The 24,242-nt window shown below is 60.1% G+C and carries 21 protein-coding genes; 15 read left to right on the top strand and 6 right to left on the bottom strand.

Annotated elements, in window-relative coordinates; all coding sequences use genetic code 11:
- Window positions 1–9 precede the first annotated feature (9 nt).
- The 3 genes from PSH81_RS25965 to PSH81_RS25955 all read right to left on the bottom strand — a co-directional run bounded on the left by PSH81_RS25965 (window position 10) and on the right by PSH81_RS25955 (window position 3,098).
- The gene (locus PSH81_RS25965; RefSeq protein WP_010207363.1) at window positions 10–930 is read right to left on the bottom strand and encodes an SPFH domain-containing protein; all 921 of its coding nucleotides are present in this window, start codon (window positions 928–930) and stop codon (window positions 10–12) included.
- A gap of 66 nt (window positions 931–996) precedes the next feature.
- Window positions 997–2,676, bottom strand: coding sequence for a GspE/PulE family protein (locus PSH81_RS25960; protein WP_305391707.1), 1,680 nt, complete (start codon window positions 2,674–2,676; stop codon window positions 997–999).
- Between the two features lie 86 nt (window positions 2,677–2,762).
- Window positions 2,763–3,098 (bottom strand): hypothetical protein, encoded by a 336-nt coding sequence (locus PSH81_RS25955; RefSeq protein WP_305391706.1) that lies wholly within the window; start codon window positions 3,096–3,098, stop codon window positions 2,763–2,765.
- Window positions 3,099–3,225: 127 nt separating this feature from the next.
- Between PSH81_RS25955 and PSH81_RS25950 the strand changes: the two genes are divergently transcribed.
- The gene (locus PSH81_RS25950) at window positions 3,226–3,696 is read left to right on the top strand and encodes an Lrp/AsnC family transcriptional regulator (protein WP_192297911.1); all 471 of its coding nucleotides are present in this window, start codon (window positions 3,226–3,228) and stop codon (window positions 3,694–3,696) included.
- Window positions 3,697–3,810: 114 nt separating this feature from the next.
- Here PSH81_RS25950 and PSH81_RS25945 read toward each other — a convergent pair whose 3' ends face one another.
- Window positions 3,811–5,178: an inorganic triphosphatase gene (locus tag PSH81_RS25945; RefSeq protein ID WP_192297910.1), complete on the bottom strand. Its 1,368-nt coding sequence runs from the start codon at window positions 5,176–5,178 to the stop codon at window positions 3,811–3,813.
- Window positions 5,179–5,336: 158 nt separating this feature from the next.
- On the opposite strand from PSH81_RS25945, the gene argE reads away from it, so the two are divergent.
- The 10 genes from argE (at window position 5,337) to PSH81_RS25895 (ending at window position 15,904) form a co-directional block, all read left to right on the top strand.
- Window positions 5,337–6,485 carry an acetylornithine deacetylase gene (argE, locus tag PSH81_RS25940; protein WP_226454608.1) on the top strand — a complete coding sequence of 383 codons (1,149 nt, stop codon included), beginning with the start codon at window positions 5,337–5,339 and terminating at the stop codon, window positions 6,483–6,485.
- A 135-nt stretch (window positions 6,486–6,620) separates the two neighbouring features.
- Complete coding sequence (gene argA, locus PSH81_RS25935; RefSeq protein WP_192297908.1) at window positions 6,621–7,922, top strand: amino-acid N-acetyltransferase; 1,302 nt, start codon at window positions 6,621–6,623, stop codon at window positions 7,920–7,922.
- 721 nt (window positions 7,923–8,643) lie between these two features.
- Entirely contained in the window at window positions 8,644–9,978 is a 1,335-nt protein-coding gene (locus tag PSH81_RS25930; RefSeq protein ID WP_305391705.1) for an OprD family porin, read from the top strand.
- A 277-nt stretch (window positions 9,979–10,255) separates the two neighbouring features.
- Window positions 10,256–10,894, top strand: coding sequence for a peroxiredoxin (locus PSH81_RS25925; protein WP_177043807.1), 639 nt, complete (start codon window positions 10,256–10,258; stop codon window positions 10,892–10,894).
- Window positions 10,895–11,226: 332 nt separating this feature from the next.
- Window positions 11,227–11,820, top strand: coding sequence for an NADPH-dependent FMN reductase (gene ssuE, locus PSH81_RS25920; protein WP_159960795.1), 594 nt, complete (start codon window positions 11,227–11,229; stop codon window positions 11,818–11,820).
- A gap of 97 nt (window positions 11,821–11,917) precedes the next feature.
- Window positions 11,918–12,886 carry a sulfonate ABC transporter substrate-binding protein gene (locus PSH81_RS25915; RefSeq protein WP_192297905.1) on the top strand — a complete coding sequence of 323 codons (969 nt, stop codon included), beginning with the start codon at window positions 11,918–11,920 and terminating at the stop codon, window positions 12,884–12,886.
- 25 nt (window positions 12,887–12,911) lie between these two features.
- Window positions 12,912–14,060 carry an FMNH2-dependent alkanesulfonate monooxygenase gene (gene ssuD / locus PSH81_RS25910; protein WP_192297904.1) on the top strand — a complete coding sequence of 383 codons (1,149 nt, stop codon included), beginning with the start codon at window positions 12,912–12,914 and terminating at the stop codon, window positions 14,058–14,060.
- An 8-nt stretch (window positions 14,061–14,068) separates the two neighbouring features.
- Entirely contained in the window at window positions 14,069–14,857 is a 789-nt protein-coding gene (gene ssuC / locus PSH81_RS25905; RefSeq protein ID WP_305391704.1) for an aliphatic sulfonate ABC transporter permease SsuC, read from the top strand.
- Window positions 14,854–15,660: an aliphatic sulfonates ABC transporter ATP-binding protein gene (gene ssuB / locus PSH81_RS25900; RefSeq protein WP_192297902.1), complete on the top strand. Its 807-nt coding sequence runs from the start codon at window positions 14,854–14,856 to the stop codon at window positions 15,658–15,660. The genes ssuC and ssuB overlap by 4 nt, the downstream gene beginning before the upstream one ends.
- Window positions 15,661–15,688: 28 nt before the next feature.
- Window positions 15,689–15,904, top strand: a complete 216-nt coding sequence (locus tag PSH81_RS25895; protein ID WP_003176783.1) for a molybdopterin-binding protein — start codon at window positions 15,689–15,691, stop codon at window positions 15,902–15,904.
- A 120-nt stretch (window positions 15,905–16,024) separates the two neighbouring features.
- On the opposite strand, the gene PSH81_RS25890 is transcribed toward PSH81_RS25895, so the two are convergent.
- Window positions 16,025–16,654 carry a TetR/AcrR family transcriptional regulator gene (locus PSH81_RS25890; protein ID WP_226454606.1) on the bottom strand — a complete coding sequence of 210 codons (630 nt, stop codon included), beginning with the start codon at window positions 16,652–16,654 and terminating at the stop codon, window positions 16,025–16,027.
- 231 nt (window positions 16,655–16,885) lie between these two features.
- Window positions 16,886–18,262: a glutamine synthetase family protein gene (locus PSH81_RS25885; protein ID WP_003213894.1), complete on the bottom strand. Its 1,377-nt coding sequence runs from the start codon at window positions 18,260–18,262 to the stop codon at window positions 16,886–16,888.
- A gap of 608 nt (window positions 18,263–18,870) precedes the next feature.
- Here PSH81_RS25885 and PSH81_RS25880 point away from each other — a divergent pair.
- From PSH81_RS25880 to PSH81_RS25865, 4 genes are all read left to right on the top strand, one after another.
- Window positions 18,871–20,229 carry a glutamine synthetase family protein gene (locus tag PSH81_RS25880; RefSeq protein ID WP_226454605.1) on the top strand — a complete coding sequence of 453 codons (1,359 nt, stop codon included), beginning with the start codon at window positions 18,871–18,873 and terminating at the stop codon, window positions 20,227–20,229.
- 58 nt (window positions 20,230–20,287) lie between these two features.
- A complete protein-coding gene (locus PSH81_RS25875) occupies window positions 20,288–21,652 on the top strand; it encodes an aspartate aminotransferase family protein (RefSeq protein WP_192297899.1) in 1,365 nt (454 codons plus the stop codon).
- 193 nt (window positions 21,653–21,845) lie between these two features.
- On the top strand, window positions 21,846–22,940 hold the full coding sequence (locus PSH81_RS25870; RefSeq protein ID WP_192298238.1) for a polyamine ABC transporter substrate-binding protein: 1,095 nt from the start codon (window positions 21,846–21,848) through the stop codon (window positions 22,938–22,940).
- A 156-nt stretch (window positions 22,941–23,096) separates the two neighbouring features.
- Entirely contained in the window at window positions 23,097–24,191 is a 1,095-nt protein-coding gene (locus PSH81_RS25865) for a polyamine ABC transporter substrate-binding protein (protein ID WP_305391703.1), read from the top strand.
- Window positions 24,192–24,242 lie beyond the last annotated feature (51 nt).

Raw genomic sequence — 24,242 nt, 5'->3', positions numbered from 1 at the left:
GTGCTGGCCTCAGCCTTTCTTGTTGTCGAATGTAGCCTTGACGATCTCGCCGATCCCGCCGACCGCTCCGATCACCTGGCTGGCTTCCAGCGGCATCAGGATGACCTTGCTGTTGTTGGCGGAGGCCAGCTTGCCCAGTGCGTCGATGTATTTTTGCGCGACGAAGTAGTTGACCGCCTGCACGTTGCCCGACGCGATCGCTTCCGACACCACCTGGGTAGCGCGGGCTTCGGCTTCGGCCTGACGTTCACGGGCCTCGGACTCCAGGAACGCGGCCTGGCGGCTACCTTCGGCCTCCAGGATCTGCGCCTGCTTCTTGCCTTCGGCGGTCAGGATCGCCGACGCCCGCAGGCCTTCGGCTTCGAGGATTTGTGCGCGCTTGATCCGCTCGGCTTTCATCTGGCCCGACATGGCGGCCATCAGGTCGGCGGGCGGGCTGATGTCCTTGATCTCGATCCGGGTGATCTTGATGCCCCACGGCGCGGTGGCTTCGTCCACGGTTTTCAGCAGTTTTTCGTTGATGCCGTCACGCTGGCTGAGCATGGCATCCAGCTCCATGGAGCCGAGCACGGTACGGATGTTGGTCTGCAGCAGGTTGCGGATGGCGTGTTCGAGGTTGTTCACCTCATAGGCCGCCTGCGCGGTGTTGACCACCTGGAAGAAGCACACGGCGTCGATCTGCACGGTGGCGTTGTCGGCGGTGATGACTTCCTGGGGCGGGATGTCCAGCACGCTTTCCATCACGTTGATCTTGCGACCGATGCGGTCCATGACCGGGATGATGATGTTCAGGCCGGGCTTGAGGGTATTGGTGTAACGGCCGAAACGCTCGACCGTCCATTGGTAGCCCTGGGGGACGACCTTGAAGCCCATGAACAGGATGGCGATGGCCAATCCCACGAAAAGAAGCAGTACGGTTCCGATCTGCATAGCGATTCCCTATCCGATGTTTTCAGTGAGCGGATTGTAACGGTGTTGTCACCGTTAAGAACGGTTTCACACGGCAACAATCAACGGATTTGTTTCTGAATCCCCAGGCGTCACCCGCAATGCTTCGGCCATCGTCGTCAGGCCGGCGGCGACCTTGTCCGTGGCGGCCTTGCGCAAGCTACTCATGCCTTGGGCAATTGCGCGTTGACGCAAGGCCTGTACGTCGGCACCGGGCGTGATCAGCGCCCTGAGGTCATCATTGAGCACCATGATTTCGTAGACCCCGGCACGCCCCCGGTAACCACTGTTTCGGCATTGCGCGCAGCCAATGGCCTCGTAGGCATCACCCATCGCACGCTTGCAGTGCGGGCATAACAGTCGCACCAAGCGCTGGGCCATCACTCCTATAAGGGTAGCCTTGATCAAATAATGAGCAATGCCCAACTCCTGCAAACGACTGACCGCGCTGGGCGCGTCGTTGGTATGCAGGGTCGACAGCACGAGGTGCCCGGTCAATGCGGCCTGGATCGCCATTTCGGCGGTTTCCTGGTCGCGGATCTCGCCGATCATGATGATGTCCGGGTCCTGGCGCAGCAGCGCGCGGATGCCGCTGGCGAAGCTCAGGTCGATGTTGTGTTGTACCTGCATCTGGTTGAAGGCCGGTTCGACCATCTCGATGGGGTCTTCCACCGTGCACAGGTTGATCTCCCGTGTCGCCAGTTGCCTGAGGGTGGTGTACAGCGTGCTGGTCTTGCCTGATCCGGTCGGGCCGGTGACGAGGATGATGCCGTTGGTCTGGCGTGTCATGGCGTGCCAGCGCTGCTGGTCGTCACCTGACAAGCCCAGTTGATCAAAGCCCTTGAGCAGCACCTGCGGGTCGAAAATCCGCAGTACCAGTTTCTCGCCAAACGCCGTCGGCAAGGTCGAGAGGCGCAGCTCGACCTCGGCCCCCGCCGGGCTTTTGGTCTTGACCCGGCCGTCCTGGGGTTTGCGTTTTTCCGCCACGTTCATTCGCCCCAGGCTTTTGAGGCGGCTGACCACCGCCATCGTGACCTGGGGTGGAAACTGATACACGTCGTGCAGCAGGCCGTCGATGCGAAAGCGCACGCGGCCTTGCTCACGGCAGGGTTCGATATGGATGTCACTGGCGCGCTGGCCGAAGGCGTACTGCAACAGCCAATCGACGATATTGACGATATGCGCGTCATTGGCGTCCGGCTCCTGGTCGCTGGCGCCCAGGTTGAGCAGATCGGCGTTGCCTGGCGCAGCGAGCTTTTGGTCGGCGCCGCTGACGGACGTGGCCAGGCGATAAAACTCACCGATACAGCGGCGGATGTCCTCGGGGTTGGCCACCACGCGCTTGATCGTACGTTTGAGCACCTGCGCCAGGCCGGCCTCCCAGCGGGTCACGTAGGGCTGGGCGCTGGCGATGGTGACGGTCTGCGCGTCCACGGCCACCGCGAGAATGGTGTGGCGCTGGGCGAAGGCGTGGGACATCAATGGCACTACCTTCGCCACGTCGATGCTCAGCGGATCGATGCGCCAATACGCTTGCCCGGCCTGTTCGGCGAGCCACTGGGTGAGGGTTTCCAGAGGGACGCCCTGGGCGGCGATGCATTCGAGGGGGTGTTGGGTAGGGCAGACCGGCAGTGCCAGCAGGCGTTTCGCCACCTCGGCGGTCACCAACCCAGCGGTGATCAAGGCCGGCAATAAGTGCTGCAATTCCAATCGCTGATCAACGGACATCGAGGTGTTCCTGGGTGACTTGGGGTGTCATCCCAGGCTAGTCAGCCCCTGAACCGCTCAGTGGCGAGGTGTATTGCAGGTTTTTACTAAGCACTCGCCATTGCCGCGGCAGGCCGCGCGGAATCAGCCGGCCACAGTTCCAGTGAACACACGCTGATCAGGTTTCGAATCTTTTCACCGATCACCTGGGCGCGATGCCAGCTCAGGCCATCCATCACGATGTCGAGGGTCAGCAGGTCCTGCTCGCGGCTCATCGTCACCTGTTGCGGCGTCAAAAATTGCAGCGCGAAATAGTTGAGTACCCGGCACAGCACGTCCGGCTCCGCTTCGGCGACGATCTGGTAATGCGCCTGGCAATGGCTGCTGTTGACGGCCCACGCATCGACGCGGGTGACAGGTTGGGTGGTTTCGACGGCGTGCATGGGACATCTCCACAAGTGATGGGAGAAATTTTTACATTCGCCAGCGGAGATTTCTTATCTAAAATGGGCATGATTTGCGAATAATCGAATCATACAATTCAAGATAAGCACCATAGAAGGTATTTATATGCACAGCGAGCTGGACGCCTACGACCGCCGCATCCTGGCCCTGCTGCAAGAGGACGCCTCGCTTTCCAGCGCGCAGATTGCCGAGCAGGTCGGCCTGTCCCAATCGCCGTGTTGGCGGCGCATCCAGCGGCTCAAGGAAGAGGGCGTGATCCGCGCGCAGGTGACCTTGCTGGACCGCAAGAAAATCGGCCTCAACACGCAGATTTTCGCCGAGGTCAAACTCAACGCCCACGGTCGCTCCAACTTCACCGAATTCACCGACGCGATTCGCGGGTTTCCGGAAGTGCTGGAGTGTTATGTGCTGATGGGGGCGGTGGATTTTCTGTTGCGCATCGTGACGGCGGATATTGAGGCGTACGAGCGGTTTTTCTTTGAGAAGCTGTCGATGGTGCCGGGGATTCAGGAGGTCAATTCGATTGTGGCGCTTTCGCAGATCAAATCCACTACCAGCCTGCCAGTGTTGCGCTGACCCTGTGGGAGCGGGCTTGCTCGCGAATGCGGTGTGCCAGTCAGAAATCAGCTAACTGACCCACCGCTTTCGCGAGCAAGCCCGCTCCCACACAAGCCCGCTCTCACATTTGGATTACAGACGCAGCAGAGTCTTCCACGCCCGGTTCTGATACACCGCAATCGCCTGATGCATCCGCGCATCCAGCGACTCATCGGTGATCGGCTGGTTGGCCAGTTGCGCCAACTTGTTCAGCTCGCCGTACAGGCGGTCCAGTTCCGGGATGTCCACCACCTGACGCGCATGGTGCAGCCAGGCCTGGATGCGTTCGATGCGCGGCAGTTGCTCGGCGAGGTCTTCCGGCTGTTGCTGGTAGCGCGGCAGTTGCAGGGCGACGGCGTCGTCGGCCAGCAGGCGCGGCAGCCAGTTGGTGATTTGCGCCGCGCCCTGGCGGTTGCCGCGCACGTTGCGGTCGGCGGTCCAGGTGCGGGCCAGCAGCCAGCGGGAGGCGTTGAGTGAGAACAGGCCCCAGCGCACGTCCTCCAGTTCCTCGGCGAATTGCTCCGGCGCGGCCTTGCGGATGTCTTCGTCGTCATCGCCGGCTTGCACCAGTGGGCGCCAGTCTTCCAGCAGGGCGTCCAGTGCACTGCGCAGTTCGCTGGTGGATTGACGCGGTGCGGCCTGGCCGAGGCTGCCGACCAGGGCGCGCATTTCGCCGAGGTTGTCGACCCAGTCTTGCAGCAGGCGCCAGTGGCCATTGAAACGGTATTGCTCGGCCAGGCGCTGGCTGCTGCCGAGCAGGTGCCACATGATCGCGGCGAAGGCATCGTCCAGAGGCATTTCGGCGTGGATCTGAGGCGCGGGCAGGCTCAGGGAGTAGCTGCTGGCGTCATACAGACGGTAGCCGCGTTCGGCCTTGCTGATGTCACACGGCATCAACGCCAGGGTCGCGGCCAGTTCGGCGGCCAGTTCCAGCAGGGCGGCCGGTTCACCTTCGCGCAGTTCCAGTTCCAGCTCGCAGATTTCTTCTTTCTGCTTGCCGACCACCACGTGGCCCAGGTCGAGTGCGGCTTCGATGACTACTTTGGCCTTGCCACGGCCCCAGGCGATTTCGGCGCGTTCCCGCACGAAGTCGGTGGTGAAGATCGGCTTGAGGGTCTTTTTGTCCAGTTCGGCCAGTTGCTCGGGCCAGCATTCGCCGTCGAGCTTTTTCACGTCGAGCTTGGCTTTGGGCAGGTCCCAGTTGTACTCGTTGCGTTCCGACAAGCCGGCGATGCTCTGACCGCGGGTCTTGAGGGTCTGGATGATCTCGTCACCGTCCTTGCGCAGGCGCAGGGCGACTTTGGCCTGGGCCAGGTCGCGCTCGGGGGTGTCGAAATACTGGTTCATCAACTCACGGCGTTCCCAGCCACTTTTGTTGCGTTTTTTCAGTAGCGGGTGCTCACGCAGCGCGGCGAGTGTTTCGCGGCTGACGCGGAGCTTGATTTCGGTTTCTTTCTGCATGGCCGGAAAATCCAGGATCGGGAGCGCAGCCGGGGAAAAGAGTGGCTGCCAAGGTCGTGCAGTGTACAGGACTGAGCCCGGCAACGCGCCGCAACGGTTTATTGTGTCGTACAGATGGCTCTATAGTGGGACTCATCCGGGAAGTTGAGAGGCCGCGCATGCCGTTACCGTCCATGAAAGAACAGTTCGCTGCGCTGATTGCCGCGCCGTCGGTCAGTTGCACCCAAGCGTCTCTGGACCAGAGCAACCGCCCGGTGATCGATTTGCTCGCCAGTTGGCTGGGGGATTTGGGTTTTGCCATCGACATCCAGCAAGTCAGCCCCGGCAAGTTCAACCTGCTCGCCAGCTTCGGCAGCGGCCCCGGTGGCCTGGTGCTGGCGGGGCATAGCGATACCGTGCCGTACGACGCGGCGTTGTGGAAGACCGATCCGCTGAAGCTGACGGAAGTCGACGGCCGCTGGGTAGGATTGGGCAGTTGCGACATGAAGGGTTTTTTCGCCCTGGCCATTGAAGCGGTGCTGCCGCTGCTGGAGCAACCGTTCAAGCAACCGCTGCTGATCCTCGCCACCTGCGATGAAGAAAGCTCCATGTCCGGCGCCCGTGCGCTGGCCGCAGCCGGACGCCCGCTGGGCCGTGCGGCTGTGATAGGCGAGCCGACGGGCCTCAAGCCGATCCGTCTGCACAAAGGCGTGATGATGGAACGCATCGACATCCTGGGCCGCAGCGGCCATTCGTCGGACCCGAGCCTGGGCCACAGCGCCCTTGAAGCCATGCACGACGCCATCGGCGAACTGCGCGGCCTGCGCCAGACCTGGCAGCGCGAGTACCGCAACGCGCAATTCAGTGTGCCGCAGCCGACGATGAACTTCGGCTGCATCCACGGTGGCGACAACCCCAACCGCATCTGCGGCCAATGTTCCCTGGAGTTCGACCTGCGCCCGCTGCCGGGCATGGACCCGCAGGTGCTGCGCGATGCCATCCGCCAGAAGCTCGAACCCCTGGCCGAGCGCCATCAGGTGAAGATCGACTACGCGCCGCTGTTCCCCGAAGTGCCGCCGTTCGAGCAGCCCGAAGACGCCGAGCTGGTGCGCGTGGCGGAACGATTGACCGGTCATCGTGCCGAAGCAGTAGCGTTCGGCACCGAAGCACCTTATCTTCAGCGCCTTGGCTGTGAAACCCTGGTGCTCGGCCCTGGCGACATCGCCTGCGCCCATCAGCCGGGCGAGTACCTCGAAATGTCACGCTTGACGCCTACAGTGCGTCTATTGCGGGAACTGATCGAACATTACTGCCTGAAACCTGCATAAATTAACCCCTGTCTGTTCGTACATAGAAGGAGAGCGAGCGTGTCGCCAAGCCTGTTCCGACGATAACCATCAGCCTGCTGTGCGCTTTCACGATTGATCCTTTTTCGGCTGCTTTTTATTACAGGCCCAGGTGTTATGCCCGACTACGTTAATTGGCTTCGTCACGCGTCCCCTTACATCAACGCCCACCGCGACTGCACCTTTGTGGTCATGCTGCCCGGCGACGGTGTGGAACACCCCAACTTCGGCAATATCGTCCACGACCTGGTGCTGCTCCACAGCCTGGGCGTGCGGCTGGTGCTGGTGCACGGTTCGCGCCCGCAGATTGAAACCCGCCTTGAAGCCCGCGGCCTTACTCCGGCTTACCACGAAGGCTTGCGCATCACCGATGCCGCCACGCTGGAGTGTGTGATCGACGCGGTCGGCCACCTGCGTATCGCCATCGAAGCGCGCCTGTCGATGGACATGGCCTCTTCGCCAATGCAGGGCTCGCGCCTGCGGGTGGCCAGCGGCAACCTGGTAACCGCACGGCCGATCGGCGTGCTCGAAGGCGTGGACTACCACCACACCGGCGAAGTGCGCCGGGTCGACCGCAAGGGCATCAACCGCCTGCTCGACGAGCGCTCCATCGTGTTGCTGTCGCCGTTGGGTTATTCGCCCACCGGCGAGATCTTCAACCTGGCCTGCGAAGACGTCGCCACCCGCGCCGCCATCGACCTGGGCGCCGACAAGCTGCTGCTGTTTGGCGCCGACATGGGCCTGCTCGATGAAAACGGTCGCCTGGTGCGTGAACTGCGTCCGCAGCAAGTACCGGCGCACCTGCAACGCCTGGGCAGCAGCAACTATCAAGCCGAATTGCTCGATGCCGCCGCCGAAGCCTGCCGTGGCGGGGTAGGGCGCAGCCATATCGTCAGCTACGCCGAAGATGGCGCGTTGCTCACCGAACTCTTTACCCGCGACGGCGGCGGCACGCTGGTGGCCCAGGAGCAATTCGAGCTGGTGCGTGAAGCGGCGATTGAAGACGTGGGCGGCTTGCTGGATTTGATCAGCCCGCTGGAAGAGCAGGGCATTCTGGTACGCCGCTCGCGGGAGGTGCTGGAGCGTGAGATCGAGCAGTTCAGCGTGGTCGAGCGCGAAGGCATGATCATCGCGTGTGCGGCGCTGTATCAGATCGCTGATTCGGACGCGGGCGAGCTGGCCTGCCTGGCGGTGAACCCGGAGTACCGCCACGGCGCGCGCGGCGACGTATTGCTGGAGCGCATCCAGACCCGTGCGCGGGCGCAGGGTTTGAAGACCTTGTTCGTGCTGACGACCCGCACCGCCCACTGGTTCCGCGAGCGTGGGTTCGTGCCGAGCAGCGTGGATCGCCTGCCATCGGCGCGGGCGTCGCTGTACAACTATCAGCGCAATTCGAAGATCTTCGAAAAGGCGCTGTAAACCCGGCTTTCAAGCCAATGCAGAGGGGGCTTGCCCCCGATAGCGGAATGTCAGTCAGTCCATCTGATATTGATACTCCGCCATCGGGGGCAAGCCCCCTTTTGCATTTGCCTGGCTGGGTGCCCATGCCCCCTGCGACAACGTGACTGCCGTTGCGGGCTATCCATGCTTCAGAAAGCTTGATTTGCGCCTATACGATGAGCGCGACGATGGATAGATTGCGCGAAGTGGCGACCGAGAAGATTTGAACCGAGGTTGCCGATAGGCAAATCGGCTGGCTTAGACAGCAGAAGAAATTATTAGTGACACTAAAACTGTAACAAATTGACGGGAGGATATGCGTTTGGCCATGATGGCGTCGCCTTTTTGATCGTGGGTGACGTAAGAAACGATACGGCCACACTAATCGGTCTAAAAAAGCGTCGAAAAACACCCTTTAGGAATTAGCTTGTGGAGCGGGTCGTCTACGCTGACCGGTCCATGTCGCGCAAATGCTTATTCCCAAATCGTATGAAAAAGAATGAAACAATTCTTTTTGGGTGTATGAAAAACTCATTACCCTGCAGGGACCAAATCAACTGCTGTTAGACGAAGGTAGTAGACACACAAGGTTACGATTGACTTGCCAGTCACTATCCGGTGCTAATCGCGCATCTGTGGATCAAGGGCGTCAGACCCGAGACCAAAGAAATACAAAAATTAGAAATGAGAGGAGCGGTACATGAAGAAGTCCACCTTGGCTTTGGCTGTAGCTTTGGGCGCAATCGCCCAGCAAGCAGGCGCTGCCGGTTTCATCGAAGACAGCAAGGCGAGCGTTACTGCCCGCAACTTCTACATCAACCAAGACAACCGTGACGGCACTGCCAAACCGAACAAGCAAGAAGAATGGGGCCAAGGCTTCATCTTCAACTTTGCTTCCGGCTACACCCAAGGCACCGTAGGTTTTGGTCTTGACGCAATTGGCCTGTACGGCGTGCGCCTGGATTCGGGTAAAGGCACTGCCTACAACAACAATAGCGCCAACAAGGGCGGCATTGTGTTCCCAAGCGACAGCGACGGTCGTGCGGTGAACGATTTCGGTAGCATCGGTCTGACCGGCAAGGTCAAGATCTCCAAGACTGAACTGAAGCTGGGTACCCTGCAGCCAAAACTGCCGGTTGTGACTTCCAACGACGGTCGTCTGCTGCCACAAACCTTTGAAGGTGGCCAGATCACCTCCAATGACATCGACAACCTGACCCTGGTTGGCGGTAAGTTGGAACACGCCAAAGGCCGTAACTCGTCGAACAACGACTCGCTGACCATCGCTGGCTCCAACGGCGCTACCCGCACCGCGACTGCCAACGCCCGCAGCAACGAGTTCTACTACGCCGGTGGTGACTACAAGATCACCAAGGACCTGACTGCCCAGTACTACTACGGCAACCTGTCCGACTTCTACAAGCAGCACTTCCTGGGCCTGTCCCACAACTGGGCATTGCCAGTGGGCGTGTTCAAGACCGACCTGCGTTACTTCAACAGTGACTCCGATGGCAAAAACGCCAGTCAGGAAGGTCGTATTGCCGGCTACCGCGCTTCTGGCTACCAGAACAACGGTGAAGTCGACAACCGCACCTGGAGCGCCAAGTTCACCTACGCCCTGCAAGGCCACGCGATCAGCGCCGGCTACCAGCGCGTGAACGGCACGAGCGACTTCCCGTTCCTCAACCAGGGTGACGGTGCTTCTTCGTACCTGATCACCGACGTGCAGATCGGCAAGTTCCAACGCGCCGGCGAGCGCACCTGGTTGGCCCAGTACGCCTATGACTTCGCTGCTGTCGGCCTGCCAGGTCTGACCACTTCCGTCATGTACCTCAAGGGCGACAACATCGCTGCTTCCACTGGCGAGAAAAGCGAGTGGGAACGCGACTTCAACCTGGGCTACGTAGTACCTGAAGGTACTTTCAAAGGCCTGGGCGTTGCCTGGAAAAACGCTTCGCTGCGTTCCGAAGTGACTACTCAGCGTAACCAGGACGAAAACCGTCTGATCGTCAGCTACACCCTGCCGATCCTGTAAGACTGTTTGTAAAACCTTGCCCGGCGCAACGCCGGGCAAGGTGTCTTGCCTTTCAAGTCGGGCCAAACCCCCGCAAGCCCTTCCTGAACCCCTCTTTGTACAGCGTCTCAAGGCCTTCTCGAACCTTGGAAACGATGGTGCGCCTCGCGCATGGCCGCGTCCAATGAACACATTTTTAATATTCCTTTATCGTCTAGATAAATTGATATTTATTCTTTTTAAATAATCTGCAACCCATGCACAGTAGGCTCCATAAGCACTCACCAGGAGCCATACCATGAGCCTAAGACTGGGCGACATCGCCCCCGACTTCGAACAGGATTCCAGCGCCGGCAAGATTCGTTTCCACGAATGGTTGGGCGATAGCTGGGGGGTGTTGTTTTCCCATCCGGCGGACTTCACTCCGGTGTGCACCACCGAGTTGGGCTTCACCGCCAAGCTCAAGGATGAATTCGCCAAGCGCGGCGTCAAGGCCATCGCCCTGTCGGTCGACCCGGTGGATTCGCACCACAAGTGGATCGAAGACATCAACGAAACCCAGAACACCATCGTCAACTTTCCGATCCTGGCGGACGCCGACCGCAAGGTCTCGGACCTGTATGACCTGATCCACCCGAATGCCAGTGACACCCTCACCGTGCGTTCGCTGTTCGTGATCGACCCGAACAAGAAGATTCGCCTGACCATCACCTATCCGGCCAGCACCGGGCGTAACTTCCACGAGATCTTGCGGGTGATCGACTCGTTGCAGCTGACCGACAACTACAAAGTCGCCACGCCGGCCAACTGGCAGGATGGTGATGAAGTGGTGATCGTGCCGTCGCTCAAGGATGAAGAAGAGATCAAGAAGCGCTTTCCGAAGGGCTATCGCGCAGTGAAGCCTTACCTGCGCCTGACCCCTCAGCCCAACCGCTAACGCAGAACCAATGTGGGAGCGGGCTTGCTCGCGAATGCGGTCTGTCAGTCACAGATGTGTTGTCTGACCCACCGCTTTCGCGAGCAAGCCCGCTCCCACACAAGCCATCCTTCACATTTAAATCGTATTTCAAGGCTCACAATGCAGGGGTTTTCAGGCCGTTTTCACGGCCTTTTTTTTCGCCCGGCGTTTCATCATCCATATATGCATTTAAGGAATAAACAAATGAAAAAATAAGATTTATAGATATATAAATCTGCTGATAAGGTCTGTTCCATCTTGGCGCCATCGCCACACAGCGAACCGCCGGCACTTGCTCAAGGAATTACTGCATGTTGGTCGTAACACTTGGAGGCAGTCCCAGCCAGCGTTCCCGCTCCGGGGTGTTGCTGGAAAAAACCCGTCAGTGGTTGCAAGACAAAGGTGTGGAAGTGGTGAGTTACCAGATTCGGGACTTCCCGGCTGAAGACTTGTTGCACGCCCGTTTCGATAGCCCCAAGGTCATCGACCTGCTGCAACAGGTCGCCAACGCAGACGGTCTGGTGATCGCCACGCCGGTGTACAAGGCCTCGTTCTCCGGTGCGCTGAAAACCGTGCTGGACCTGCTGCCCGAACGCGCCCTGGCCCACAAGATCGTCTTGCCAATGGCCACCGGCGGCAGCATCGCCCACATGCTGGCGGTGGACTACGCCTTGAAGCCGGTGCTGTCGGCGCTCAAGGCCCAGGAATTGCTCCACGGCATCTTTGCCGAGGACAGCCAGATTGCATACGCCGAAGGCAGTGCCCAGGCGCAGTTGGTGCCGGTACTCGAACAGCGTTTGCACGAAGCGCTGGAAACGCTCTACGGCGCCATGGCCCGTCGCCCGAAACCGCTGGACCCCCATGTGTTGAATGAACGTTTGTTGAGTGCTCGCTGGAGCATTTGAGCCTCACCGCACTAAAAAGATTTACTCACCTTACTCAGCCGCCAACGGCCAAGCAGGTGCAGCCAACCCCCTAAACGCATTATTTGGAGAGAGCGCCATGCGCACTGCCATCTTGCGTCGTGGCCTGGTCGCACTGTTTGCTGCGGCTGTGTCCTTCGGCGCCATTGTTCAAGCCCAAGCCGCCGAGACCCTGCGGATCGGTTATCAGAAATACGGCACGCTGGTGCTGCTCAAGGCCAAGGGCACGTTGGAAAAACGCCTCGCCGCCCAAGGCGTCAACGTGCAGTGGACCGAGTTCCCAGGCGGCCCGCAATTGCTCGAAGGCCTCAACGTCGGCTCCATCGACTTTGGCGTCACCGGCGAAACCCCTCCGGTGTTCGCCCAGGCCGCCGGTGCCGACCTGCTTTATGTCGCCTACGAGCCGCCAGCGCCGACCAGCGAAGCGATCCTGGTGCCGAAAGACTCGCCGATCAAATCCGTGGCCGAGCTCAAGGGCAAGAAAATCGTGCTCAACAAAGGCTCCAACGTGCACTACCTGCTGGTACGTGCGCTGGAAGACGCCGGCCTCAAATACACCGACGTGCAGACCGTATTCCTGCCGCCCGCCGATGCCCGCGCCGCGTTCGAGCGCGGCAGCGTGGACGCCTGGGTGATCTGGGACCCGTACCAGGCCGCCGCCGAGAAACAACTGCAAGCGCGCACCCTGCGTGACGGCACCGGCATCGCCGACAACCATCAGTTCTACCTGGCCACCAAGCCTTACGCCGAAAAACACCCGGAAGTGGTCAAGGCGCTGATCGAAGAAGTGCGCGCCGTGGGCGAGTGGTCCAAGGCCAACCCGCAGGAAGTCACTGAACAAGTCGCACCGCTGCTCGGCCTGCCGGCCGACATCACCCTGACCTCGGTGAAACGCCAGGGCTACGGCGCGCTGTTCCTGACGCCGGAAGTGGTCGCCGCCCAGCAAAAAATCGCCGACAGCTTCTACCAACTCAAATTGATCCCCAAACCCTTGAGCATCAAGGACGTGATCTGGACGCCACCCGCCGCCGTTGCCAAAGCGCCGTAATCCGACTACTTCAGGAGACAACTCCATGAGCCTCAATATTTTCTGGTTCCTGCCTACCCACGGCGACGGCCATTACCTTGGCACCGCCGAAGGCGCTCGCGCCGTTGATCACGGTTATTTGCAGCAAGTGGCCCAGGCCGCTGATCGCCTGGGCTTCGGCGGGGTGCTGATCCCCACCGGGCGTTCGTGCGAAGACTCGTGGCTGGTGGCCGCGTCGCTGATCCCGGTGACCCAGCGTTTGAAATTCCTTGTCGCCCTGCGCCCCGGGATCATCTCCCCGACGGTGGCGGCGCGTCAGGCCGCGACTCTGGACCGTCTGTCCGGCGGTCGCGCGTTGTTCAACCTGGTGACGGGCGGGGACCCGGAAGAATTGGCCGGTGATGGTTTGTTCCTGAGCCATGAGGAGCGTTACCAGGCCTCGGTGGAGTTCACCCGCATCTGGCGCCGCGTGCTGGAAGGCGAAACCGTGGACTATGACGGCGAGCACATCAGCGTCAAAGGCGCCAAATTGCTCTACCCGCCGATCCAGCAGCCGCGTCCGCCGCTGTACTTCGGTGGTTCCTCCGACGCGGCCCAGGATTTGGCGGCCGAACAGGTGGACATGGTGCTGACCTGGGGTGAGCCGCCTGCCGCCGTCGCGGAAAAAATCGCCCAGGTACGGGCCAAGGCCGAGAACCTTGGGCGCACCCTGCGCTTCGGCATCCGCTTGCATGTGATCGTGCGCGAAACCAACGAAGAGGCATGGAAAGCCGCCGACAAGCTGATCTCTCACGTCGACGACGACACCATCGCCCGCGCCCAGGCCTCGCTGTCGCGTTTTGACTCGGTGGGCCAGCAACGCATGGCCGCATTGCACGGCGGTAGCCGCGATAACCTCGAAGTCAGCCCCAACCTGTGGGCCGGCGTCGGCCTGGTGCGCGGCGGTGCGGGCACGGCGCTGGTGGGCGACGGCCCGACCGTCGCGGCGCGGGTCAAGGAATACGCGGACCTGGGTATCGACACCTTTATCTTCTCCGGTTACCCACACCTGGAAGAGTCGTACCGCGTCGCCGAACTGCTGTTCCCACATCTGGATGTCGAACGTCCCGAACTGCCCAAAGGCGCCGGGTACGTCAGCCCGTTCGGCGAGATGGTCGCCAACGACATCCTTCCCAAAGCTGCGTCGGCGAGCTGAGGCGGCCCATGAACTATGAAAAATTGAGCCATCGCGTGGCGCCCTGGGTGCTGCCGATCCTGTTGCTGGCGATATGGCAGCTGTCGGTGTCGGCCGGTTGGTTGTCGACGCGCATTCTGCCGGCGCCGAGCGCAGTGATCGCAGCTGGTGTCCACTTGGTGGTCAGCGGCGAAATCTGGACGCACCTGGCCATCAGTGGCTGGCGTGCGGGCCTGGGGTTTGTGATCGGTGGCGGCATCGGTTTGGCCCTGGGCTTTATCACCGGCCTGTCGCAGTGGGGCGAGCGCCTGCTGGACAGCTCGGTGCAAATGATCCGCAACGTGCCGCACCTGGCGCTGATCCCACTGGTGATCCTGTGGTTCGGCATCGACGAGACCGCGAAGATTTTCCTGGTCGCCCTCGGCACGCTGTTCCCGATCTACCTGAACACCTACCACGGCATCCGCAACGTCGACCCGGCGCTGGTGGAAATGTCGCGCAGCTATGGCTTGTCCGGGTTCAGCCTGTTCCGTCAGGTGATCCTGCCGGGTGCGCTGCCTTCGATCCTGGTGGGGGTGCGCTTCGCCCTGGGCTTTATGTGGCTGACGTTGATCGTGGCGGAAACTATCTCCGCCAGCTCGGGCATCGGCTATCTGGCAATGAACGCCCGGGAGTTCCTGCAAACCGACGTGGTGGTGCTGGCCATCGTGATGTACGCGATCCTCGGCAAGCTCGCCGACCTCGCGGCGCGCGGCCTGGAGCGTGTGTGGCTGCGCTGGCATCCGGCGTATCAAGTAAATAAAGGAGGTGCGGCATGACTGCTCAACAACCTCCGCGCCTGCTCAAGGGGATCCCGCTGGCTGTGCGCAAGCTGCGCAAGGCCTTTGGTGCGCGGGAAGTGCTCAAGGACATCGACCTGCATATTCCGGCCGGTCAATTCGTAGCGGTGGTCGGTCGCAGCGGTTGCGGAAAAAGTACCCTGCTGCGCCTGCTCGCCGGCCTGGACAAGGCCAGCAGCGGTGAGCTGTTGGCTGGTTCCGCGCCGTTGAGCGAGGCGATTGAAGACACGCGGCTGATGTTCCAGGAAGCACGCCTGCTGCCGTGGAAAAAGATCATCGACAACGTGGGCCTGGGCCTCAAGGGCAACTGGCGCCCCAAAGCGTTGGAAGCCCTGGAAGCGGTCGGCCTGGCCGAGCGTGCGAATGAATGGCCGGCGGCCCTGTCCGGCGGCCAGAAACAACGGGTGGCCCTGGCGCGCGCCTTGATCCACCAGCCGCGCCTGTTGCTGCTCGACGAACCGTTGGGCGCACTGGATGCACTGACCCGTATCGAGATGCAGCAACTGATCGAAAACCTCTGGCGCAAGCACGGCTTTACCGTGTTGTTGGTGACCCACGACGTGAGCGAAGCCGTGGCGATTGCCGACCGGGTGATTTTGATCGAAGACGGCGAAATTGGCCTGGACCTGATCGTCGACCTGCCACGCCCGCGCGCCCGGGGTTCCCATCGCCTGGCGGCGCTGGAAGCCGAAGTGCTCAACCGTGTGCTGTCGCTGCCCGGCACGCCGCCAGAACCCGAACCTGTTTCACCGCTGCCTACGCAATTGCGTTGGGCTCAATAACTCACGCGTCCCACGAAGAGAGAACTCCATGACTATTAAAGCCATCAACGTGCGCAACCAGTTCAAAGGCACCATCAAGGAAATCGTCGTAGGCGACGTGCTGTCGGAAATCGACGTGCAGACCGCGTCCGGCATCGTCACTTCCGTGATCACCACCCGCTCGGTCAAGGAGCTGGAACTGGTGATTGGCAGTGAGGTGATTGCCTTTGTTAAGTCGACTGAGGTGTCGATTGCCAAGTTGTGATTGGCAGCGTTCCTGAGGCCGCCATCGCAGGCAAGCCAGCTCCCCCATTTTGATTTGCAAACACCGTCAAATGTGGGAGCTGGCTTGCCTGCGAAGGGGCCCGCCCAACCACCACAAGACTCAACGCTTGGGCAGGTAGGCCGGCAAATACAGCCCCACATACGCATCAAACACCCGCATCCCTTCCTCCGCCATGCGCGGCGTGATCAGCCCATGCTGATGCATCGAGCGTGCATACACGCGGTCGCTCAGTTCCAGTGCCAGCGCAAACACATCCACGTCTTTGGGCAAGGTCGGCACTTCGAAGTGGCGGTTGAACACCGCGAGCATCAAGTCGCCCAATTCCAAGTCATGCTGACGGTCGGCCTGGGTCACTTCGGTCAGCCCGTGCTGCGCCAGGATCAACTGGCGTGCGGCGGCGTCGTGCTCATAGATGGTCAGCATGCGCTGTTCAACGATGTAGGACAGGTCCCGCCAGTGCTTGAGTGATTCATGCTCGATGGGCGCCTGGATTGCTGCACGGAAGGCCGCGTGCACATCCGCTGTCAACGCTTCCAGCAGCGCCGGTACGCTGGCGAAAAAGTGGTACACCGACGATGGCGGGATCTGCGCGCGCTCGGCCACGCTATAGATCGACAAACCGGCCACCCCTTCGGCGGCCAGCAAGGTGCGGGCGGCGTCTAGGATCGCGTCGATCCGGGCCTGGCTACGGGCGCGGGGTTTGCGAGGGGCGGCGGGGCGGGGGGGCATGGAAGTCTCCTACAAGGCAGCGGGCATTGTATGAGCAGGAAACTGTGTTGTCTTCAAGGCCGCCATCGCAGGCAAGCCAGCTCCCACAGTTGCCCGAGTTCCAGCTTTGGAATGCAGTCAACTGTGGGAGCTGGCTTGCCTGCGATGAGGCCACCTCGGTTTCCCGAATTAAACCCATAAAAAAACGCCACAGACCAAAAGCCTGTGGCGTTCTTTTTATGCAGCCGCCGGTTAGACGGTATGCAGGTACCAGTTGTACTCAAGGTCGGAGATGGAGTGCTCAAACTCCTCCAGCTCACTTTCCTTACAGGCGACGAAGATATCGATGTATTTAGGATCGATGTACTTGGCCATCACCTCGCTGTCGTCCAGCTCGCGCAGGGCATCACGCAGGTTGTTCGGCAGGCTCTGCTCGTTTTGCTCGTAGCTGTTGCCTTCCACTGGTGCGCCCGGTTCGATCTTGTTGGTCAGACCGTGGTGCACGCCTGCCAGGACCGAGGCCATCAGCAGGTACGGGTTGGCGTCGGCGCCGGCCACGCGGTGTTCGATACGTACGGCGTCGGACGAGCCGGTCGGTACGCGAATCGCCACGGTGCGGTTGTCCAGGCCCCAGCACGGCGAGTTCGGCACATAGAACTGTGCGCCGAAACGACGGTAGGAGTTGACGTTGGGGCACAGGAACGCCATTTGGGCGGGCAGGGTCTCCAGCACACCGCCGATTGCGTGACGCAATGCGGCGTTCTGCTCGGGATCCTCGCTGGCAAAGATGTTCTTGCCGTCCTTGTCCAGAATGGAGATGTGCACGTGCAGCCCGTTGCCTGCCTGGCCTGGGTAAGGCTTGGCCATGAAGGTGGTGTCCATTTCATGGTCGTAGGCGATGTTCTTGATCAGGCGCTTGAGCAGTACCGCGTAGTCGCATGCCTTGATCGGGTCGGCGACGTGGTGCAGGTTCACTTCGAACTGCGCCGGGGCACTTTCCTTGACGATGGCGTCGGCCGGGATGCCTTGCTCCTTGGCACCTTCCAGGATGTCCTGGAGGCAGTCGACGTATTCGTCGAGGTCGTCGATCAGGTAGACCTGTGTCGAGTGCGGGCGTTTGCCGGAGATCGGCGAGCGGGGCGGTTGTGGGCGGCCGTTCACGTTCTCCTGGTCGATCAGGTAGAACTCAAGCTCGAAGGCGGCGCAGATGGTCAGACCGAGGTCGTCGAATTTGCTTACAACTTGGCGGAGCACTTCGCGCGGGTCGGCGAAGAAAGGTTCACCTTCGAGTTCGTGCATGGTCATCAGCAGTTGCGCGGTTGGGCGCTTTTGCCAGGGCTCATTGCACAGGGTGTCGGGGATCGGATAACAGATTCGGTCAGCATCACCGATGTCCAGGCCCAGGCCGGTGCTTTCCACCGTCGAGCCGTTGATATCCAGGGCAAATAAAGAGGCAGGCAGGTTAATGCCCTTCTCGTAAACCTTGTGGAGGCTGGTGCGTTCGATGCGCTTGCCGCGCACCACACCATTCATATCCGCAATTAGAAGGTCTACGTACAGAACCTCAGGATGATCCTTAAGGAACGCGTTCGCTTCGTTAAGCTGAACGGCACGCGGGGGTACCGACATGATGCAACACCTTTGTTGTTAAAAATATCAATCATTGATCTTTTCTGGTTTCAGTCAACCCGAACGGCATGCCGAAGTCAAGCGAGGCCTTTTTTGCCCTAAAAAAGCGCTGCAATGGCTTTTTTGGGGCTTTTTGGGGCGATTTTTCCGCTTTGAATGGTGTGGGACTCGCGGGCTTGAGCGGGCCGTGTTGTATTTTTTACGGGGGAGTTGTGTAAAAAAATGAACAAGGCTAAGCTCGATTCAAACCCATAACAGCAATAATACCGGGGTGTTTCATGCGTCGCCTGTCTCCAACCGGCGTCTCTGCCTGCTTCAGGCAGGCCAGTTCCATCGCTCATTCTTCCTTTGCCCGTGTGGGGGTTCCGGTCAATATTCTTGACGGTTCAACCGCCTGCGTCTTTACCGCCTCGCGACTCCAATGCCTGTCTCAAGAAGCGCGCCTGCCAAGGTGCCGCTCATGATTCTGCACGGCTTTTGCTTTAGGAATGCAACACCACCACAAATGGCAGGTAAGCTCCTATCCGGAACGAAAAGACGACGCGGATGCTGCGTCAACCAACGCCTGGCCTTTAATGGATGCCAGGAAACCCAGCCCAGAGGCATTTATGAGTAACAACCTCGACCAGCTCACCGATTGGTTGAAAGACCACAAGATCACAGAAGTCGAATGCATGATTGGCGACCTGACCGGCATCACCCGGGGCAAGATCTCGCCGACCAACAAGTTCATCGCCGAAAAAGGCATGCGCCTGCCCGAGAGTGTTTTGTTGCAGACCGTGACCGGCGACTATGTCGAAGACGACATCTATTACGAATTGCTCGACCCGGCCGACATCGACATGATCTGCCGCCCCGACCAGAACGCCGTCTACCTGGTGCCCTGGGCCATCGAGCCGACCGCGCAGGTGATTCACGACACCTACGACAAGCAAGGCAACCCGATCGAGCTGTCGCCGCGCAACGTGCTCAAGAAAGTCCTCCAGCTCTACGCCGACAAAGGTTGGCAGCCCATCGTGGCACCGGAAATGGAGTTCTACCTGACCAAGCGCTGCGAAGACCCCGACTTCCCGCTGCAACCGCCGATCGGCCGTTCCGGTCGCCCGGAGACCGGTCGCCAGTCCTTCTCTATAGAAGCGGCCAACGAATTCGACCCGTTGTTCGAAGACGTCTACGACTGGTGCGAACTGCAGGAACTGGACCTCGACACCCTGATCCACGAAGACGGCACCGCGCAGATGGAAATCAACTTCCGTCACGGCGACGCGCTGTCCCTGGCCGACCAGATCCTGGTGTTCAAGCGCACCATGCGTGAAGCCGCACTCAAGCACGACGTGGCCGCCACCTTCATGGCCAAGCCCATGACCGGCGAGCCCGGCAGTGCGATGCACCTGCACCAGAGCATCATCGACATCGCCACTGGCAAGAACGTCTTCTCCAATGAAGACGGGACCATGAGCCAGCTGTTCCTCAACCACATTGGCGGCCTGCAGAAATTCATCCCCGAATTGCTGCCGCTGTTCGCCCCCAACGTGAACTCGTTCCGCCGCTTCCTGCCCGACACGTCGGCGCCGGTCAACGTGGAATGGGGTGAAGAAAACCGCACCGTCGGCCTGCGCGTACCGGATGCCGGCCCGCAGAACCGTCGTGTGGAAAACCGCCTGCCGGGCGCCGACGCCAACCCGTACCTGGCGATTGCCGCCAGCCTGCTGTGCGGCTACATCGGCATGGTCGAAGGCCATAACCCGAGCGCACCTGTGGTCGGCCGTGGTTACGAGCGACGCAACCTGCGCCTGCCGTTGACCATCGAAGACGCCCTGGAGCGCATGGAAAACAGCAAGACCATCGAGAAATACCTGGGTCAGAAATTCATCACAGGCTACGTCGCGGTCAAGCGGGCCGAGCATGAAAACTTCAAGCGCGTGATCAGTTCGTGGGAGCGGGAATTCCTGCTCTTCGCCGTCTGATGCGCCGGGCGCACGGGGTAACCCGCGCGCCCTTCACTGAAAAGTCTAGGAGATTGGTATGTCCAGCAACAACCCGCAAACCCGTGAATGGCAAGCCTTGAGCAGTGAGCATCACTTGGCGCCGTTCAGTGACTTCAAGCAATTGAAAGAGAAAGGCCCACGGATCATCACCAAAGCCCACGGCGTTTACCTGTGGGACAGCGAAGGCAACAAGATCCTCGACGGCATGGCCGGCCTGTGGTGCGTGGCGATCGGATACGGTCGCGATGAACTGGCTGACGCCGCCGCCAAGCAGATGAAAGAACTGCCGTACTACAACCTGTTCTTCCAGACCGCTCACCCGCCGGTGCTGGAACTGGCGAAGGCCATTTCCGACATCGCGCCCGCCGGCATGAACCACGTGTTCTTCACGGGTTCGGGCTCCGAAGGCAACGACACCATGTTGCGCATGGTCCGCCACTACTGGGCGATCAAGGGCCAGCCGAACAAAAAAACCATCATCAGCCGCAAGAATGGCTACCACGGTTCCACCGTAGCCGGCGCCAGCCTGGGCGGCATGACCTATATGCACGAGCAGGGCGACTTGCCGATCCCGGGTATCGTCCATATCGCCCAGCCGTACTGGTTTGGCGAAGGCGGCGACATGAGCCCGGAAGAATTCGGTGTGTGGGCCGCCAACCAGTTGGAAGAGAAGATCCTGGAACTGGGCGTGGACAACGTGGGCGCCTTTATTGCCGAGCCGATCCAGGGCGCCGGCGGCGTGATCGTGCCGCCTGAGACCTACTGGCCGCGCATCAAGGAAATCCTCGCCAAGTACGACATCCTGTTTGTGGCCGACGAAGTGATCTGCGGTTTCGGCCGTACCGGTGAGTGGTTCGGTAGCGATTTCTACGGCCTGAAACCACACATGATGACCATCGCCAAGGGCCTGACCTCGGGTTACATCCCCATGGGCGGCTTGATCGTGCGCGATGAAGTGGTGGACGTGCTCAACGAAGGCGGCGATTTCAACCACGGTTTCACCTACTCCGGCCACCCGGTGGCAGCGGCGGTGGCCCTGGAAAACATCCGCATCATGCGCGATGAAAAAATCGTCAGCCGCGTGCACGAGGAAACGGCACCGTATTTGCAGAAACGTCTGAGGGAACTGGCAGATCACCCGTTGGTGGGTGAAGTTCGCGGTGTGGGCATGCTCGGTGCGATTGAGCTGGTGCAAGACAAGGCCACGCGCAAACGCTACGAAGGCAAGGGTGTGGGCATGATCTGCCGCACGTTCTGCTTCGAGAATGGCCTGATCATGCGCGCCGTGGGCGACACCATGATCATTTCGCCGCCGCTGGTGATCAGCAAGGCAGAGATCGACGAGCTGGTGACCAAGGCTCGCCATTGCCTGGACCTGACTTTGGCGGCATTGCAGGGCTAAGTGCTAGGCTCAGCACGCAGGCTTTCGAGCGCTGCGTGCTGAGCAGTTATAGATGAGGCTTTGGTTGAAAGCCGGCCTCTGAACTTGCCAGACTGTCGCCCTGTTTTGTCGCCCTTTGGAAGGGTCGCAAAACCTTGTAAGAACGTGGCCCAAAAAAGAAAAATTGGAGCATCACCAAATGAAGGCATTAGGTTTGAAGAACGCTGGCAAGACCCTCCTCGCCTTGTCCCTGATGGGCGCAATGGCGGGCGCGGCCCAGGCGGACGATAAAGTCCTGCACGTCTACAACTGGTCCGACTACATTGCACCGGACACCATCGCCAACTTTGAGAAAGAGTCGGGCATCAAAGTGGTGTATGACGTTTTCGACAGTAACGAAACCCTGGAAGCCAAGTTGCTGGCAGGCAAGTCCGGTTATGACATCGTCGTACCGTCGAACAACTTCCTCGCCAAGCAGATCAAGGCCGGTGTCTACCAGGAACTGGACAAGTCCAAACTGGTGAACTACGACAACCTGAACAAATCCCTGCTTAAAGCCGTGTCGGTCAGCGACCCGGACAACAAGCATGCCTTCCCGTACATGTGGGGCTCGATCGGCATCGGCTACAACCCGGAGAAGGTCAAGGCTGCGCTGGGCGTGGACAAGATCGATTCGTGGGACGTGCTGCTCAAGCCTGAAAACATCGCCAAGCTCAAGAGCTGCGGCGTGAGCTTCCTCGATTCGCCAACCGAAATGTTGCCAATCGCCCTGCATTACCTCGGTCTGCCGACCGACAGCCAGAAGAAGCCAGACCTCAAGCAAGCCGAAGACCTGTTCCTCAAGATCCGTCCTTCGATCGGCTACTTCCACTCGTCCAAGTACATTTCCGACCTGGCCAACGGCAACATCTGCGTGGCCGTGGGCTACTCGGGTGACATCCAACAGGCCAAGTCCCGCGCGGCTGAAGCCGGTGGCAAGGTCAAGGTGGCCTACGACATTCCGAAAGAAGGCGCTGGCAGCTTCTTCGACATGGTCGCCATCCCTAAAGATGCCGAAAACGTCGACGCCGCCTACAAGTTCATGAACTACCTGCTCAAGCCGGAAGTCATGGCGGCGATCACCAACAGTGTGCGTTTCCCGAACGGTAACGAGAAAGCCACCGCCCTGGTGGATAAAGACATCACCAGCGACCCGGGCATCTACCCGCCAGCGGACGTGCAAGCCAAGCTCTACGCGATTGCCGACCTGCCAGCCGCTACTCAGCGTGAGATGACACGCAGCTGGACCAAGATCAAGTCCGGCAAGTAAGCCTTGAAACCTGTGGGAGGAGGCCAAGCAGTGAGCCCCCTCCCACAAATTAAATGACAGAAAGTTTTGCCGGATCGGTTTATCGAGGGTAAGTTGCGCGCCGGTTTTGTTGCCGGGCAACAACTTCAAGGCCCAACTATTTAAGAGGACCTCCACTTGCCAATTTCTTTATTTCGCAAAGCCATGCTGGTGGGTGCAGGTATCACGCTGACGTTGAGCGTGCAGGCCGCATCGACGGTGCATATTTATAACTGGTCGGACTACATCGGCACCGACACCCTGGCCAACTTCGAAAAAGCCAGCGGCATCAAGCCCGTGTATGACGTGTTTGATTCCAACGAAACCCTGGAAGGCAAGTTGCTGGCCGGGCGTACCGGCTACGACGTGGTCGTGCCGTCCAACCACTTCCTGGGCAAGCAGATCAAGGCGGGCGCATTCCAGAAGATCGACAAGTCGCAGTTGAGCAACTACGCCAACCTCGATCCGATGCTGCTCAAGCGCCTGGAAAAGAACGACCCGGGCAACCAATACGCGGTGCCGTACCTGTGGGGCACCAACGGCATTGGTTACAACGTCGATAAGGTCAAGCAAGTGCTGGGCATCGACAAGATCGACTCCTGGGCGGTGCTGTTCGAACCGCAGAACATGAAGAAACTCGCCACGTGCGGCGTATCGTTCATGGATTCGGCGGATGAAATGCTGCCGGCGGTGCTCAACTACATGGGCCTGGACCCGAACAGCACCAACCCGGACGACTACAAGAAGGCCGAGGAAAAGCTGCTTAAAGTGCGGCCCTACGTGACCTACTTCCACTCTTCCAAATACATCTCCGACCTGGCCAACGGCAACATCTGTGTGGCCGCCGGTTTCTCTGGTGATGTGTTCCAGGCCAGGGCCCGCGCGACCGAGGCGGGCAAAGGCGTGAACATCGCCTACGCGATTCCGAAAGAAGGCGGCAACCTGTGGTTTGACGTGCTGGCGATCCCCAAGGATGCCACCAACGTCAAAGAGGCCCACGCCTTCATCAACTATTTGCTGCAACCTGAGGTGATCGCTCAGGTCAGTGATTACGTCGGTTATGCCAACCCTAATCCGGGGGCGGACAAACTGATGAAGCAATCGATACGCACCGACGAAGCGGTTTACCCACCGCAGGCGGTTCTCGACAGGACGTTCGTCAACTTCGAGCTACCCCCGAAAGTGCAGCGTGTAATGACCCGTATCTGGACCAAGGTCAAGACGGGCAAGTAAGGCTCAAACTATCCAGGGTTCGCTTGCACAGAGCGAACAGCACCGTTTTTT

It is taken from the genome of Pseudomonas sp. FP2335, from assembly GCF_030687535.1.
Lineage (GTDB): Bacteria > Pseudomonadota > Gammaproteobacteria > Pseudomonadales > Pseudomonadaceae > Aquipseudomonas.
Note: the sequence above shows the minus strand (reverse complement) of the source record. Positions and strands in the feature narration are given on the sequence as shown.

Excerpts from the sequence above, each read along its gene's own strand:
- PSH81_RS25965 (WP_010207363.1), bottom strand. The coding sequence starts at position 930 with ATGCAGATCGGAACCGTACTGCTTCTTTTCGTGGGATTGGCCATCGCC.
- PSH81_RS25960 (WP_305391707.1), bottom strand. The coding sequence starts at position 2,676 with ATGTCCGTTGATCAGCGATTGGAATTGCAGCACTTATTGCCGGCCTTG.
- PSH81_RS25955 (WP_305391706.1), bottom strand. The coding sequence starts at position 3,098 with ATGCACGCCGTCGAAACCACCCAACCTGTCACCCGCGTCGATGCGTGG.
- PSH81_RS25950 (WP_192297911.1), top strand. The coding sequence starts at position 3,226 with ATGCACAGCGAGCTGGACGCCTACGACCGCCGCATCCTGGCCCTGCTG.
- PSH81_RS25945 (WP_192297910.1), bottom strand. The coding sequence starts at position 5,178 with ATGCAGAAAGAAACCGAAATCAAGCTCCGCGTCAGCCGCGAAACACTC.
- argE (WP_226454608.1), top strand. The coding sequence starts at position 5,337 with ATGCCGTTACCGTCCATGAAAGAACAGTTCGCTGCGCTGATTGCCGCG.
- argA (WP_192297908.1), top strand. The coding sequence starts at position 6,621 with ATGCCCGACTACGTTAATTGGCTTCGTCACGCGTCCCCTTACATCAAC.
- PSH81_RS25930 (WP_305391705.1), top strand. The coding sequence starts at position 8,644 with ATGAAGAAGTCCACCTTGGCTTTGGCTGTAGCTTTGGGCGCAATCGCC.
- PSH81_RS25925 (WP_177043807.1), top strand. The coding sequence starts at position 10,256 with ATGAGCCTAAGACTGGGCGACATCGCCCCCGACTTCGAACAGGATTCC.
- ssuE (WP_159960795.1), top strand. The coding sequence starts at position 11,227 with ATGTTGGTCGTAACACTTGGAGGCAGTCCCAGCCAGCGTTCCCGCTCC.
- PSH81_RS25915 (WP_192297905.1), top strand. The coding sequence starts at position 11,918 with ATGCGCACTGCCATCTTGCGTCGTGGCCTGGTCGCACTGTTTGCTGCG.
- ssuD (WP_192297904.1), top strand. The coding sequence starts at position 12,912 with ATGAGCCTCAATATTTTCTGGTTCCTGCCTACCCACGGCGACGGCCAT.
- ssuC (WP_305391704.1), top strand. The coding sequence starts at position 14,069 with ATGAACTATGAAAAATTGAGCCATCGCGTGGCGCCCTGGGTGCTGCCG.
- ssuB (WP_192297902.1), top strand. The coding sequence starts at position 14,854 with ATGACTGCTCAACAACCTCCGCGCCTGCTCAAGGGGATCCCGCTGGCT.
- PSH81_RS25895 (WP_003176783.1), top strand. The coding sequence starts at position 15,689 with ATGACTATTAAAGCCATCAACGTGCGCAACCAGTTCAAAGGCACCATC.
- PSH81_RS25890 (WP_226454606.1), bottom strand. The coding sequence starts at position 16,654 with ATGCCCCCCCGCCCCGCCGCCCCTCGCAAACCCCGCGCCCGTAGCCAG.
- PSH81_RS25885 (WP_003213894.1), bottom strand. The coding sequence starts at position 18,262 with ATGTCGGTACCCCCGCGTGCCGTTCAGCTTAACGAAGCGAACGCGTTC.
- PSH81_RS25880 (WP_226454605.1), top strand. The coding sequence starts at position 18,871 with ATGAGTAACAACCTCGACCAGCTCACCGATTGGTTGAAAGACCACAAG.
- PSH81_RS25875 (WP_192297899.1), top strand. The coding sequence starts at position 20,288 with ATGTCCAGCAACAACCCGCAAACCCGTGAATGGCAAGCCTTGAGCAGT.